Origin of the sequence: Peribacillus sp. NPDC097264 (assembly GCF_050277925.1) — a bacterium.
GTDB lineage: Bacteria > Bacillota > Bacilli > Bacillales > DSM-1321 > Peribacillus.
This window is the reverse complement of record NZ_JBNNSR010000005.1, coordinates 1-14,277: the sequence shown is the minus strand read 5'-3', so window position 1 is coordinate 14,277 and position 14,277 is coordinate 1. Positions and strand designations below refer to the sequence as shown.

The 14,277-nt window shown below is 39.0% G+C and carries 12 protein-coding genes and 1 pseudogene; 4 read left to right on the top strand and 9 right to left on the bottom strand.

All coding sequences use genetic code 11. The annotated features are described in order from the left end of the window. The first annotated feature begins 73 nt into the window (after nucleotides 1-73). Nucleotides 74-988 (top strand): NAD(P)/FAD-dependent oxidoreductase, encoded by a 915-nt coding sequence (locus tag ACQKL0_RS08885; RefSeq protein ID WP_403122732.1) that lies wholly within the window; start codon nucleotides 74-76, stop codon nucleotides 986-988. A 90-nt stretch (nucleotides 989-1,078) separates the two neighbouring features. Here ACQKL0_RS08885 and ACQKL0_RS08880 read toward each other — a convergent pair whose 3' ends face one another. Next, complete coding sequence (locus ACQKL0_RS08880) at nucleotides 1,079-1,225, bottom strand: lmo0937 family membrane protein (protein ID WP_402868724.1); 147 nt, start codon at nucleotides 1,223-1,225, stop codon at nucleotides 1,079-1,081. A 259-nt stretch (nucleotides 1,226-1,484) separates the two neighbouring features. On the opposite strand from ACQKL0_RS08880, the gene ACQKL0_RS08875 reads away from it, so the two are divergent. Continuing rightward, entirely contained in the window at nucleotides 1,485-1,811 is a 327-nt protein-coding gene (locus ACQKL0_RS08875; protein ID WP_402958705.1) for a DUF2680 domain-containing protein, read from the top strand. 187 nt (nucleotides 1,812-1,998) lie between these two features. After that, on the top strand, nucleotides 1,999-3,975 hold the full coding sequence (locus ACQKL0_RS08870) for a S9 family peptidase (RefSeq protein ID WP_427687046.1): 1,977 nt from the start codon (nucleotides 1,999-2,001) through the stop codon (nucleotides 3,973-3,975). Between the two features lie 48 nt (nucleotides 3,976-4,023). Here ACQKL0_RS08870 and ACQKL0_RS08865 read toward each other — a convergent pair whose 3' ends face one another. The 7 genes and pseudogenes from ACQKL0_RS08865 to ACQKL0_RS08835 all read right to left on the bottom strand — a co-directional run bounded on the left by ACQKL0_RS08865 (nucleotide 4,024) and on the right by ACQKL0_RS08835 (nucleotide 11,798). Continuing rightward, nucleotides 4,024-4,455, bottom strand: a complete 432-nt coding sequence (locus ACQKL0_RS08865) for a CBS domain-containing protein (RefSeq protein ID WP_402988437.1) — start codon at nucleotides 4,453-4,455, stop codon at nucleotides 4,024-4,026. Between the two features lie 55 nt (nucleotides 4,456-4,510). Then, nucleotides 4,511-5,349, bottom strand: a pseudogene (locus ACQKL0_RS08860) (MBL fold metallo-hydrolase). 101 nt (nucleotides 5,350-5,450) lie between these two features. Next, nucleotides 5,451-6,434 carry an ABC transporter permease gene (locus ACQKL0_RS08855; RefSeq protein WP_427687044.1) on the bottom strand — a complete coding sequence of 328 codons (984 nt, stop codon included), beginning with the start codon at nucleotides 6,432-6,434 and terminating at the stop codon, nucleotides 5,451-5,453. After that, nucleotides 6,427-7,341 (bottom strand): ABC transporter ATP-binding protein, encoded by a 915-nt coding sequence (locus tag ACQKL0_RS08850; protein WP_427591216.1) that lies wholly within the window; start codon nucleotides 7,339-7,341, stop codon nucleotides 6,427-6,429. Before ACQKL0_RS08850 ends, ACQKL0_RS08855 begins: the two co-directional genes overlap by 8 nt. Beyond that, nucleotides 7,338-8,135, bottom strand: a complete 798-nt coding sequence (locus ACQKL0_RS08845; protein ID WP_427687042.1) for an SGNH/GDSL hydrolase family protein — start codon at nucleotides 8,133-8,135, stop codon at nucleotides 7,338-7,340. The genes ACQKL0_RS08850 and ACQKL0_RS08845 overlap by 4 nt, the downstream gene beginning before the upstream one ends. 261 nt (nucleotides 8,136-8,396) lie before the next feature. After that, the gene (locus ACQKL0_RS08840) at nucleotides 8,397-9,569 is read right to left on the bottom strand and encodes an MFS transporter (RefSeq protein WP_427687040.1); all 1,173 of its coding nucleotides are present in this window, start codon (nucleotides 9,567-9,569) and stop codon (nucleotides 8,397-8,399) included. 42 nt (nucleotides 9,570-9,611) lie between these two features. Then, nucleotides 9,612-11,798 carry a PAS domain S-box protein gene (locus ACQKL0_RS08835; protein ID WP_427687038.1) on the bottom strand — a complete coding sequence of 729 codons (2,187 nt, stop codon included), beginning with the start codon at nucleotides 11,796-11,798 and terminating at the stop codon, nucleotides 9,612-9,614. Nucleotides 11,799-12,155: 357 nt separating this feature from the next. Between ACQKL0_RS08835 and ACQKL0_RS08830 the strand changes: the two genes are divergently transcribed. Beyond that, a complete protein-coding gene (locus tag ACQKL0_RS08830; protein WP_402868742.1) occupies nucleotides 12,156-13,064 on the top strand; it encodes a YitT family protein in 909 nt (302 codons plus the stop codon). 91 nt (nucleotides 13,065-13,155) lie between these two features. Here ACQKL0_RS08830 and ACQKL0_RS08825 read toward each other — a convergent pair whose 3' ends face one another. Beyond that, complete coding sequence (locus ACQKL0_RS08825) at nucleotides 13,156-13,350, bottom strand: cold-shock protein (protein WP_402868744.1); 195 nt, start codon at nucleotides 13,348-13,350, stop codon at nucleotides 13,156-13,158. Between the last annotated feature and the right edge of the window lie 927 nt (nucleotides 13,351-14,277).

Below are 14,277 nucleotides of genomic sequence, written 5' to 3'. Positions count from 1 at the left end.
TTTGTTTATTCGTATATGTTCAGTGGTATATTTTTCTCATAAAGGGTAACTCCTAAAAGCAGGCGGTGAATTTATGAAAAAAGTGGACTGCATCATTATTGGAGGAGGCATCGCCGGTTTACAGGCTGCCATCCAACTCGGAAGATACAATCACAATATAGCGGTGATAGACGCTCAGAAAGGCCGTTCATTGATAGCTAAAGACTATCAAAACATTCTAGGTTGGCCTGAAGGAGTGAGCGGAAAACGGTTAAGGAGCCTAGGGAGACAGCATGCAGAAAAGTTCGGAGTCGAGTTCTTCGACGGTACCGTGACCTCACTCGAGAAAAAAGAGGATCTTTTTATAATGTGCACAGATGATGATATCCATTATGAAGCGAAAACGATTTTTCTTGGGACAGGCGTTACCGATAACATTCCAGCTATAAGGAATCTCTATCCTACTCTTGGTATCTCCACTTATATTTGTCCAGACTGTGATGGGTATGAAATTAAGCATAAACAAACAGTGGTCATTGGCGGGGGGAATACGGGGGCTAACATGGCGCTCACCCTTTTATATTGGTCAAAAGCTATCATCTATGTAAACCATTCAAAAACCAAGATCAATGAAACGTTCAGAAAAAAGCTAGAGGAAAACCAAATACCTGTATTCGAAGAAGAAGTAGAGGAAGTTAAAGTCGATGAATCTCAAAATCTTCAAGCTATCCAATTGGTAAATGGGAAAAGGATAGAAGCAGAAAAAGCTTTTGTAGCATTTAAAGGGAACAAAATAAATAATGCACTTGCCAAACAACTTGGTGTTGATGTAAATGAGACAAATCATATTCATGTGAACCCACGTACGAAAGAAACAAATATTCCGGGAGTATGGGCTGGAGGAGATCTTGCCGCCCATTCCGAGCAAGTAACCATTTCAATGGGGGACGGAACTCAGGCTGCCATTTGGATTCATAAACGCCTGATGGGTGAGCTACCTCCTGATTAGGGGACAGAAAAAAGTATCGGTACCCTCATTCAAGGAAACCGATACTTTTTTTATAAACTGTGTATTACTATTTAGCGCTACGCTCGACGTCTACCTTCGGCGTATACCTTGAAATACTTTTACCAGGATCAATATGACTGCAATGATAAGCAGGATGTGGATAAAACCCGCCGCAATTTTAAATACCAAACCGAGAATCCATAATAAGATGATGGCACCAATTATCGTCCAAAGCATTGTACTCTCTTCCTTCCTTCATTGCAAACACTTACAGATATCCTTCTAAGCCATTGCCGTAAGCGTGTGCAAATTTAATCTTACATATAAAATACCCCAATCTTCCACTAACAAACCTACTCTTCCGCCAACAAAAATATACATAAATCTGTTAATAATGTAAAAGATAATCATGTAAAGTTCTTGATCAGGATAATTTCCAGATTATATTCATGGGTGGTACCCTTATGGTGAAAAAAATTTAAAAGGAGTGTTTTAAATGAAAAAAATAGGTGTAATGGTTGCAATCTTTTCCCTATTACTTTGCATGCCGATCCTTCCTGCTTCAGCTGAGGAAAACCAACAATCCGTTAAGCAGGATAACGTACAATTCACAGAGTCCCAAAAAACAGAATTAGCCACTATCCAAAAAAGGATACTAGCAGACAAAAAGGAGTTAATTGAAAAATATGTGGAATATGGTGCACTTTCTAAAGAAGAGGCAGACAAAATGTACGCACATTTTGAACGACACTACAAAATGATGGAGCAACATGATTTTCAAATCCCTTCGCACCGCCCACATACAAAACACATGCCAAAGTAATGAAATGACTGATTTTTCTTCTATTCCGGCCTATACATAGAGCGGAATTTTTTCATCCTAGGCACTTATTCATTCTCGTGCCTGAATATTCGCTGTGCACTTGTTTCCAAAGTGTAAAATATTTACTAAAGGATTTGGAATTCCCTGTAGCGAATACATAGAGACGAGAAATGAAAGGATGAAGAATATGCACAAAAAAGGAATATCAGCAGAAGACCTATTTCAGATGAAATCTGTAACCGATCCAAAACTTTCACCCGATGGCAGCATGGTCATTTATGTACAAACCACCATCGATGAACGAACGGAAAAATACATCTCCAACTTATATATGTATAGCCTGATCACCGCTGAAACGAAACAATGGACATTCGGGAATCACCGTGATACCTCACCAGGCTGGTCACCAGACGGAAAGTACATTAGCTTCTTATCAGACCGTTCTGGAAAAAAACAAGTTCATATCATTCATTCAATCGGTGGGGAGTGCCGACAGCTGACGCATTTCCTCGATGGAGCAACCAATCCCATCTGGTCCCCTTGTTCGAGAAAACTGCTGCTATCCACTATGGTACCTGAAAATAAGGCGTTGTTATCCGAAAGAGAAGAAGAAACCTCATGCAAAGATGTACAGCGTTATGATCAGATAAAATACAAATGGGATGACAGAGGATATTTCAATCATCACTATAGTCAACTCGTCTTGGTGGATATAGTAAATGGTGAATTCAAATTACTAACGGAAAATCTGACGGACAGTCACCCAAATGCCTGGTCTCCAGATGGTTCTCAAATCGCTTATGTTAGCGGTGAACCGGGGAAGAGTGATTTGGACCTATTCACAGATATCTACATTATGGATGTCAAGACGAAAATTTCCCGAAAAGTAACTGGCAGCTCTGGATATTACCGTGATCCAAAATGGTCCCCTAATGGTGAATTCCTTTCCTACATTGGCCACAACAAAGAATTTGCCGGTGCAACCTCTTCAAAAATCTGGTTGTACTCTGTTTTGGATGAAACCATACAATGTTTGACGGAAGGTTGGGACGTTGAAATAGGAAGCTCCGCCATCGGTGATTTCCAAATGGGCGCAGTGGATCCTGGCATTCTGTGGACGAATGACAGCCAAGGCTTTTACTTCTTAATAAGTGATTATGGAAATACCGGTGTTTATTATGGATCGATTGAAGGGGCCATGTACCCTTCCCTTCTCGAGCCTCAACATGTATATGGGTTAACAATCAACCCGGATAGCCATCATGCCATCGTAGCCATAAGTACACCTGTTCATCCCGGTGATTTATTTGTTTATAACCTCATGACTGGCGATAAAGAACAGATCAGCTTTGTAAACGATGAATACTTACAGGATAAAACTATAGCTATTGCCGAGCCCATTTCCTTCCGTTCAACAGATGATACCCTCATCCACGGCTGGATCATGAAGCCATGTGAATTTGTGGATAATAAAAAGTATCCCCTCATTTTAGAGATTCATGGTGGGCCTCATGCAATGTATGCGAATAACTATGTTCACGAATTTCAGACTTTGACGAATGAAGGCTATGTTGTATTGTTCATCAATCCACGCGGAAGTGTTGGATATGGACAGGAGTTCGCTAATGCCAACCGTGGTGATTATGGTGGAATGGATTATGAGGACTTAATGGCTGCTGTAGACTATGTTCTAGATTCCTACTCCTTTATTGACGCTGAAAAGTTAGGTGTAACGGGTGGCTCCTATGGAGGGTTCATGACCAATTGGATTATCGGTCATACAAACCGCTTCAAGGCGGCTGTGACCCAGCGTTGCATTAGCAATTGGATAAGTTTCTATGGAGTCAGTGACATCGGATATTATTTCACCGAATGGGAAATTTCAGGAGATGTCATTAACTCACCAGAAAAATTATGGGAACACTCCCCATTAAAGTATGTAGCAAATGTGCAAACTCCTTTGCTATTACTTCACGGGGAAAAAGACTATCGTTGTCCTATTGAACAGAGTGAACAATTTTTTGTAGCATTGAAAAGGCAAAAAAAAGAAGCGGTGCTTGTTTCCTTCCCAAATGAAAACCATGAAGTATCCCGAAGCGGGTCACCCAAAATGCGTCTTCGTCATATAGTGGAAATCAAGGAATGGTTTAATAAGTACCTTTAAAAACAAAAGAACTCTGCTAGCGGGAACGCTAGCAGAGTTCTTTTGTTTTTAATGTTGGATCTGATCTCGGTTCTCAGAAATAGAATGTAAAGCGATACCCGCTTCGGAAATTGTCTGATGGTGAACGGCAAGGTCGCCCAAAGCGATAATACCAACCAATTTTTCCTTTTCTACAATCGGCAGTCTTCTTACTTGTTCACTCGCCATCAAATCCTCTGCTTCTTCCACTGACATATCCGGCGAACCCGTAACAAGGTCTGTGGAGATAATATCGGTGATTTTTGTTGAATTTGGTTTTTTCTCTGCGACAGAACGGGTAACAATGTCCCTATCTGTAATAACACCAATTAAACGATTGTTTTCTAAAACGGGAATAACTCCGACATTACCATCCTTCATTTTTAAAGCTGCTTCGTATACATTATCTTCAGCCGTACAAAAATCCACATCGGATGTCATAATATCTCTTATTTTCGTCATATAATTCCTCCATCTAAATGAGATCTTAATTTATTCGAAAAATAGTGTTTCTTATTTATTCTACGTATTCCCCGTAATCTGGCCTTGCAATAGAATCAAAGTTCCTTGCTAGGTTTGCTAAACCTTTCGTAAGTTCCTCTCCTTCAATCGGATAACCATGACCCGTTATCGCAAGCCTCGGCTTTAAATCAGCTAGGGTTAATACCGATTGTTTGGCTGCATCCCAATCAGTTGTCAAATAGCGTGGAGGACCAGTCAATTCTTTTTCCTGAGTGATGACTTTATAAAGGGAATCTTGTCTGACGTTAACAAAAGCATCACCCGCAATCAAGCTTCGATCGCCTTTTCTAAAAAGGGAAACATGCCCAGCTGAGTGTCCAGGAGTATGGATCCATTTCCAGTCGGGAAGTCCGGGAACACTATGGTCATCTGGCAGGGGCTGAACTTGCTCAGCCAAATCAATTCCCTCGTTTGGAAACATCCAAGATATCTTCGCGACCAAACCACCTTCCACCGTGGGATCAGGTTCTGGATAATTCTCTTTGCCGGTTAAATAAGGCATTTCATTTATATGTGCATAGACCGGAACCTTCCACACTTTCAATAAATCTACTAGTGCTCCAATATGGTCGAAGTGTCCATGAGTGAGGATAATGGCCTCTGGAGGATGATTTTCTCACCATAAATCTCTTCAGCTTCTTTCTTGATCATATCTGCTGAACCGGCCATACCCGCATCAATCAGGACCCACTTCTTTTCATCTGGTGATCCTATGAACACGACATTCACAATTTGAATAGGAAAGCAATATAAATCCTTATTCACAAACTGACCTTTCCCACTGGATACTGATGTCATTGGAATGATTTTTTTGTTCAAATTATTATTATCCATAAGCCCCTCCACTTATTGATTTACTAAACGTTGCTTTCATTTAAAAGGATACCCACCTTTGAATAATAAAAACCGGCCTTGATGCAACAAGCCTTCCTCGATTAAAAAACATCCTTCCGTGTAAATACCGAAAAAGATACAAGCAGGGCAATGGCCCACCAAGCAAGTAGGGTAATCATAGATGATGATAAGGTCATACCCTCGATAGGAGGTGCTGTCCCACTAACATATGAGGTCAACTTTAAATTCACCATAAAGAAATATTTAGCCGATTCCCAAGAAGAAACCATGTTGCTTAAAATGGCTCCTGATATTAGGGAGGCGAGCATGATACCCATCCCTGCAGGTGTACTTCTAACTAGTACTGACAACATGAATGAAAGGGTTCCTACCACTACGGCCACCAGCCAGACTAGGCCCATATCCATCAAAAGGAATTTCCATTGTTGGACCATTCTTACCTGGCTTATATCCACTTCTCCTCCGCCATTTATGCCAAAACCGGTAATGGTCGGAGCATTCCAGCCATGATACCCAAAAACAAGACCTGATAGAAAATAAGCGAGAAAAGCGGTCATCGCCACTATCAAGGAAACAGCCAATAACAAAGTAATATATTTACTCAAAAGTATTTGCCATCGTTTCACAGGCCTAGTGAGCAAGAGTTTAATCGTTCCCTGACTACTCTCCGAGGATACGAGGTCACTGGCTACAATCATGATTAAAAGGGGAATGAATAGGTCTATTGAATTCTCCAAAAACATACGTGTAAAAGTTGCAGCCCCAGGTTCTGAAGGGTTAATGTCGTGGTCTAGATAATATTGCTGCTGTTTTAGGGTGACCTGAAGCTGCTCTCTCCATTCATCCAACATCCTGCTTGAGCTCAATCTGTTCTGAGTATCGATGATTTGCTGTTGAACTGCAGTACGCCAATCATCAGTACCTAACTTCTCTCTTTGCTCCTCCACTTGTTTATATTGTGCGTATGTAAACATCAACACTAGTATACCTACGATAATTCCAATGATGAGCAGCCGTTTCTTTGCCAATAACTTCATCATTTCATTTTGAATCAGGTTACTCAATTCCAGCACCCCCACTTCCGGTTATTTGTAAAAATAACTCCTCCAAGGCTGGAAGTCTACGATTCATTTCAAGTACCTTCACACCCGCAACATTCAGGGCGGCATTCCATTCGGGAGTCCTATGTTCATCAAATTTTGTGACGATATAATCGTATTCCACCATTATATCCGTAAACGCACTAAGGATTTCGCTTCCCTTTTGCAATGGCTCAACACGCCAAATCATCTTTTCCTGAGTCTTTAATAAATGTTCTACCGTATCAGTTTGGATGATTTCACCTTTTGTAATAATGGCCACTCGATCACAAAGAAGTTGTATTTCCCCCAGTAAATGGGAAGATACCAAAACACTCATGCCTTCTTCTTCTGCAAGTTTCCTAATGAACTGGCGCATTTCACGGATTCCTGCGGGATCAAGTCCATTTGTCGGTTCATCCAGGACCAATATTTTAGGTCTGTTTAGCATAGCTTGTGCTATACCAAGCCGCTGCCTCATACCTAACGAGTATGTCTTCACCTTTTCATGAATCCGAGCCTTAAGACCAACTAACTCAATGACTTCATTCATTCTTGATTCATCAACACCCGGTAGCATTCGTGCAAAATGGAGCAGATTGTCCCAACCACTTAAATATGGGTAAAGTTCTGGATTTTCTACTATACAGCCTAAATTCTTCATGGCTTCCGTAAAGTTTTTACGTACATCGTACCCACATATTTCAATGGAACCTGATGTTGGCTTAATTAGGCCAACCAACATTCTGATAGTCGTCGTTTTCCCGGCCCCATTCGGACCTAAAAAGCCGAATACTTCCCCCTCTCTTAGCTCAAACTCTATTCCCTTTATGATTTCCCGCTTGCCAATCGTTTTTTTTAGATTCTTCACGCTCAATGTCACATTCCTCATTTTGCTTCCCCTTCCCATTGAATTAAAGGAGAGATCCTATCCGCGATCAAACGATACCCTTCCTTATTGGGGTGAAATCTATCCGAATACAAATACTCATTCACTGATAACTGAAATAAATCAAAAGTCGGTACGAATACGGCATTTTCATAGGTCGCAATCACCTCAGCTGTTTCGTTATTCCAATCCCGAACAATTTTATTTGTATCAAAGTCTTCATCCAATTCGATGAAGGGGTTGTACAAACCGACCATGAATATGGTGGCTGAATCATTTAATTTAGTGATTTCCTTTAAAGTCTCATTCAAATTTTTCAAATAGTCCTTTTGCAATTCACTGGTAACCTCAAGATCATAATCAAATAAGGTCTGACCTTGCTGAAAAAGATCATTCCCGCCGATTGTAATCATGATGACATCCGCTGACTGTATTTGGCGACCTATCTCCGATTGTTTCACCTGTTCAGCCAATTCTTTGGATACTTGCCCCTTTACTCCAAGGTTATGAACAAGGGGTTTGTTATTAAAGCGACTTTTCAAGTCTTCGACCACAAGGCCCACATAGCCTTTCCCTGTCTCATCGCCAGTTCCCCGAGTCAGAGAATCTCCTAAGGCCACTAAGGTGAAATCATCTGGAACATTTTTTTCTATTGATTTTGAATTCGCTTCTTTCAATTCCACTTCAGAGGATTTTTCTCCATAGTAATCGTAAAGTGTCCACCCTACACAAAACAGAAAAAACAGTCCGATAAGCGCTGCTATAATAGTTGTTGCAATAACCCTGACTTGGCTCAATCACATTCATCCTTCCGATGGTTTACTTAATTCCATTAAAACACATTATTTCCAATAATAAAAAGATGTCGACCCCGTTAACTAAACTGTCCGTTCTTTTTTTCATAAACGCATGACAACCATGAGCCGATTCCAGTAGGCTTCCACGGTAAAAACAAGATAACCTACCAACTAGCACCGTATTAAACTCAATGGATTAGCAAACAAAAAAAGACTTATTCACAAATGTGAGCAAGTCCTTTAAAAATTATAAATTCTTTACTATATGGGCTGACCTCCCGTCTTTCCCTCCATTATCATAAGCCATACCGTAAGTATGATACCAAGCACCGAAAGACTTCCAAAAAAGAGATAAACCATGTAAATACCTGATGTATCCATGATCATGCCGCCGAAAAATGTACTGAACCAATTACCGAACCCGTTCCCTATCGCAGAATAAAGTGTGACTGCCGTAACGATATGAACTGGTACAACCTCTTTAATATATTGCAGACCTGCTGGAATGAATAATCCAAGTGAAAAACCTTGCATGATAGATGAAATATAAACAATGGCTAAACCAGGTTCCATAAAATAGAGAACCCATCGGACCAGCGAGGCACCCCCTGCCAATAACGTGATTGGCAGCAACCCCCATTTATGAATCCAACTTCCTGCGAGACGTAAGAATGGAATTTCGGACAGCACCGCGAGCAGAAATGCAATGCCGATTCCTGTATAGGTTCCACCCCTAGCCTCCACGAATAGGCCATAATAGACGTTATTCGCCAGGTTGGGACCAAAAATCAGGAATGTTACGGCAAGAAAGACGACAAAACGTTTCATAATAAAAAGTTCCTTTATTCCACTGAAAAGCTTTGCTTTTTTTTGCGATGACTCCTCGGGTAAATGCAGAGCTAGAAAAGCAGCAAAAAGAAGGCTGATAAAAAATACGTAGAAAATAACGGATGGGCCTATGAAAGTTTCCGATAACCTCCCCATCACAAAAACGGCAACCCCAAAACCAAGCGAACCATATAAACGGATTTTCCCATAATTCGCGTTGATACTCGTCGTATATTGCAAGGTGATGCTATCAGACACAGGGATAAGGGCACTTTGAAAAACTGCCAGTCCCACTGAGATGCATACTAAAAATAGAAAAGGTTCAAATAAAACATATCCTAACCCAAAAATTCCAGCAAATAAGGTAGTCAACGCCAGTATCCTAGTGGGTTTTCCAGTCCAGTCACAAATCAGTCCCCATATAGGTTGAAAAAAAATCATCACCAGTGGTCCAACAGACATGATGAACCCTATTTCAAATCCATTCAGTCCGACCTCATTAGCTAAATAGACACTTAAAAGTGGTGTCAAGCTACCTACCGCAAAAAAAGAAAGAAGATAAAACCCTTTTAATCGTGTTATATGAACCTTTTCAAGTTTATTCACTAAAATATCCCCCATGAAGTCATCTAAATACTATTACAAACACTAGACAGTTAGTCCCAGTTCCCTTTCTTGTCTCTTTCTTTCTTGCAACAACTCCAGAGGGAGGACAATGTTAAATACAGTCCCTTTATCAACTTCACTTTCTACAAACACTCGTCCTTGATGACTTTCAATGATTTTAAAGCTAACCATAAGACCCAGCCCATTCCCGGATTTTTTTGTAGTGAAAAACGGTTCACCCAATTTTCTTAATTGATGGGGAGGGATTCCTACTCCCGTATCTGTTATAGAAATATGAACCTTCCTTTCCCTTAATTCCATAGTGACCCTCATTTCTCCTCCTTGCGGCATCGCTTCCATTCCATTCTTAATGAAATTCAGAAAAACTTGTTTCAAACGATTTTCATCGCACTGAACATGGATTTCTTCTTGGAAACTAGTAAAGAAGAGTATAATATTTTTCTTCTTCGCATCATACTCAGTTAGCGAGATAACATTCTGTAAAATCGGGACGATATTCTTTGTTTTCAGATTCAAGGACTGTGGTTTTGCCAGATCCAAAAATTCTTCAATAATCTCATTTACCCGGTTGATTTCATCTAAAATGATATCCAAATATTCTTGTCGCTCACTATCCGTTTCATCTAATTGTAAGAATTCCGTATACCCTTTAATCGATGTAAGAGGATTTCTTACTTCATGGGCAACTCCTGCAGCCAGTTGTCCGACAGCTGCCAATTTATCCTGGCGATAAAGCATTTCTTCTGTTTGTTTTCGCTCTGTGATATCATAGCGAATCGCGAGAAATTGATAGGGTTTGCCTTCAACTGTATAAAAAGGGACAATCGTGGTATCCACCCAATAATAACTACCATCTTTCGCTCTGTTTCTAATTTCCCCTTTCCATACTTTGCCCTTATGTATGGTCTTCCACATATTCTCGAAAAACTCACTTGAATGATATCCGGAATTCACCATTTTATGCGTTTGTCCAATTAACTCGTTTCTCGTGTACCCAGAAATTTCAGAGAATTTTTCATTAACCTCGACGATGATTCCTTTATCATCAGTTACGGCCACGATAGACGATTGATTAATGGCATAGTACATATCACCCAATTCTTTAATAGAAACCTTTAAATCCTTCTCAGCCTTTTTCCGACTGGAAATATCAGATCGTATGGATATATATTGATATGGTTTTCCTTTCTTCATAAAGGGCACAATCGTGGTATCCACCCAATAGAGCTCCCCGTTCTTTGCCCGATTACATATCTCACCATGCCATGTCTGTCCATTACTGATCGTTTTCCATAGATTGAAAAAAAACTCTTTAGAATGATAACCCGAGTTAATGATTGAATGATTTCTTCCAATCAGTTCATGCTCTTCATATTGGGATATTTCAATGAATTTTTCGTTAACATAGGTTATGATGCCTTTTGCATCCGTAATGGCCACAATCGAGGATTGATCTAAAGCATAACGGATATCACTCACTTGGTTGTCACTCTTCACCAACCGTCTTGCAACAATTGTGCTCGAGCCAATTAAATTCGCTAGTATGAAAAGCGAAACAAAGCATACGAGATAAAGCATAAAGGGTGTTAATTGAGCGAGTCCTTTCATATTCACCATTTCTGGAGTAAGTGGAAGCCCTCTCAAAAAAAGAAAATGTCCTCCAATAATTGCTCCGCTCATAATAATCGTACTGACTGGTTTTAAGAAGGGTTGACTCCCTTTTCCATTATAAAATAATAGTGAAAATCCGCTTACAAACAACAAAAAAATTATAACTAGCGTACTACCTAACAACCATGGATTAAGTTCCAAGGACTTACTCAATGGATACAGGCCAATTAAATAATTTGATAAAAGAGCCATCGTAAACATAAAGCTACAGAAAACCATTTGCAACATGGAAGGGTTATGGGCAATGGCCAAAAGGCCAATCCCTACAAATATGGCTCCTAATATTAATGAAAGCATGATTAAGGAAAAGCTGTAAGCCGTAGTCCTGTCACTTTCATAAGTAAAAACATATACAAAATTCATCGTCCACATAGTCACTCCCATGGAGCAAGTACTTCCCAAATATAAAAGACGTTTATATTTTTCTGCCGAAATATATGTTGTCAGCAAATCCAAGGCGGTATAGCAAGCCATGAAAGTCAGGAGTGCTGCAATTATAAATAGGATTGGATTGGATGATACAATTGATTGTTCCATTAACCTTCTCACCTCTATCGTTCTATTATCCTATATTGTAATGTAAATTCCGAATTGCTTAAAGACTTTTATTTCTTTATACCTGTCTTCCTGAGTTATTTAAAGTTATTTTCTGTATATTCAATAAATAAATCTTCGACAACTATGTAAAAAAATAATAGAATGACAAATATTTTTCCTATGTATCGAGTAAAATAAAAAGTGTTTATCAATCGTTCTCCTCCTGAGAACAATGATTACAATTCATGAGTACGTGCAAAACAAACTACGTTCGGAGAGCTTATTTCTTTTTTTAATCCCTTTTATACGTTTATAATTAAATAGAGAATATATATAAAAAGGAGTGGGGGCATGATAATGTCGGACCTAGCAAGCGCAAATACAGCCGAAATTATACAAAAGAAGACGCAGCATAAAAAACTGACGCGTAGGCAAGTTTTACAAAGAGGTCTACTCATAACGATTGGTGCCGTATTAATGGCTGTCGGCCTTGAGATTTTTCTTGTTCCGAATAACGTTATCGATGGAGGCATTACCGGTATTTCCATTATGTTATCTTATATCACCGGCATGAAACTTGGTATCTTTCTTTTTGTTTTAAACCTTCCTTTCTTTTTTATTGGATATAAACAAATCGGAAAAACCTTCGCTTTATCTACCCTATATGGAATATTAATCCTTTCTTTAACTACCACATTGCTTCATCATGTACCAGCTTTCACTCAGGATATTCTCCTTGCTTCAGCTTTTGGAGGCATGATACTTGGAATTGGGGTTGGAATGGTAATTCGGTATGGTGGTTCATTAGATGGAACTGAAATCCTTGCCATTCTAGCTAGTAAGAAACTTCCTTTCTCTGTTGGTGAGATTGTCATGTTCTTCAATTTATTCATCCTTGGCAGTGCAGGATTTGTTTTTTCCTGGGATCGTGCCATGTATTCGATTCTGGCTTATTTTGTAGCGTATAAAACGATGGATATCGTTATAGCCGGTTTGGATGAATCTAAATTTGTTTGGATTATCAGCGATGAGTTTTTGGATATAGGGGATGCAATCATGCATCGCTTAGGACGAGGCGTAACTTATCTAGCTGGAGAAGGCGCCTATTCAGGGGACGATAAAAAAGTTATATTCTGCGTAATAAACCGTCTTGAAGAAGCAAAACTTAAAGATATCGTAAAAAGTTTCGATCCTTCTGCTTTCCTTGCCGTCGGTGATATTGCCGAGGTTCGAGGTGGGCGGTTCAAGAAGAAGGACATCCATTAAAAATATCCTTCTTACATTTGCAATATTCAGTTATGGTTATGTAGCAAAAAAAAGCTGAAGGGAAGAATCCCTTCAGCTTTTTTTAATGGTATTAATAATTTCTCGGATTATTAATTGCTTGTAGCATTCTTGTACCTTGTTTCATTTTACTACCGCATAATGGGCAAAGATGCTCATCATTGCTCGTAAAGTTATCCCGAATCCACCCTTTACAATCTTCTGATGTGCATTCCCAAACCTTAGTTTCTTCAGGAATGATTTCTTCCGTATTATTTCTTCTATACATGTATCTCACTCCTTAGATTTAAATTGACTTAGCACAGATTTTTTGTGCCGGTGCCATAAAGATAAAGAAGAATAGCTAGCGATTAATCTAAATAAATGTGAGTATAGCCCATTTACTTATCTAAGATTAGTTACTATACACTCAAGATAAATGAGTGGAAATAACAGGAGATCACAACCAATTTTAAATATCTCATTATACATTATAACATATTTCTTCATAAAATATTTAAGTAAAGCTTAGGATACCTACAATTCCAAATCCAAGTATTCACAATCCAGCCTTTGACTACCTCAGAGCTTATAAAGACTGGACTGTATTCAAGAATCATAATCATGATTCTTCCAGCTTGTTCGCTTAGTATAAAGTCGAATCAAGCATGAGAGTAATTTTAGTGCCATAACCTAAAACAATGAAAGCCCTGCCTCTCTCTCATCCATACGGCTCCTAGACCGTGCCTGTGAGAATCAGGTGAAAGCTGATAAGTACATGTTTATTAATTAAACCGTCCGTAATTCCAATTGGGAAAATTAAATCCAAAAGATAAATGGCTACATAGAAGTAAGTTAATGAAGAACAAAATGAATCGAGGAAAATACCTGGTGATTAAAACGTATTTCTTTCTAGTTGTTTTAACTTGTTTCTACTTCATCATAAAAACGATGAAAATTATTTTATTAATAAAAATGTATCTTTTAAATTACCCTCTTAGTGTTTTCTAATAACAACACTGAAATTTAATTATAGCACACGTTTCTTATGATGTAAAGAGTAGTTATTATATCTTGATGAAAGCCTAATTACATTCCCAAAATAAAAAGAGGTAAGTACTTGGTATTATCCCCTACAGGTAGACGGAGTAAAAAGAGAACATGATAAAATGTTCTTAACAGTCTATCTGGGAGGGGATTTTTCTATGGCAAAAAA

What these genes read in the sequence shown, in the direction of transcription:
- ACQKL0_RS08885 (WP_403122732.1), top strand. Translation starts at nt 74, where the DNA reads ATGAAAAAAGTGGACTGCATCATTATTGGAGGAGGCATCGCCGGTTTA.
- ACQKL0_RS08880 (WP_402868724.1), bottom strand. Translation starts at nt 1,225, where the DNA reads ATGCTTTGGACGATAATTGGTGCCATCATCTTATTATGGATTCTCGGT.
- ACQKL0_RS08875 (WP_402958705.1), top strand. Translation starts at nt 1,485, where the DNA reads ATGAAAAAAATAGGTGTAATGGTTGCAATCTTTTCCCTATTACTTTGC.
- ACQKL0_RS08870 (WP_427687046.1), top strand. Translation starts at nt 1,999, where the DNA reads ATGCACAAAAAAGGAATATCAGCAGAAGACCTATTTCAGATGAAATCT.
- ACQKL0_RS08865 (WP_402988437.1), bottom strand. Translation starts at nt 4,455, where the DNA reads ATGACGAAAATAAGAGATATTATGACATCCGATGTGGATTTTTGTACG.
- ACQKL0_RS08850 (WP_427591216.1), bottom strand. Translation starts at nt 7,341, where the DNA reads ATGAGGAATGTGACATTGAGCGTGAAGAATCTAAAAAAAACGATTGGC.
- ACQKL0_RS08835 (WP_427687038.1), bottom strand. Translation starts at nt 11,798, where the DNA reads ATGGAACAATCAATTGTATCATCCAATCCAATCCTATTTATAATTGCA.
- ACQKL0_RS08830 (WP_402868742.1), top strand. Translation starts at nt 12,156, where the DNA reads ATGTCGGACCTAGCAAGCGCAAATACAGCCGAAATTATACAAAAGAAG.
- ACQKL0_RS08825 (WP_402868744.1), bottom strand. Translation starts at nt 13,350, where the DNA reads ATGTATAGAAGAAATAATACGGAAGAAATCATTCCTGAAGAAACTAAG.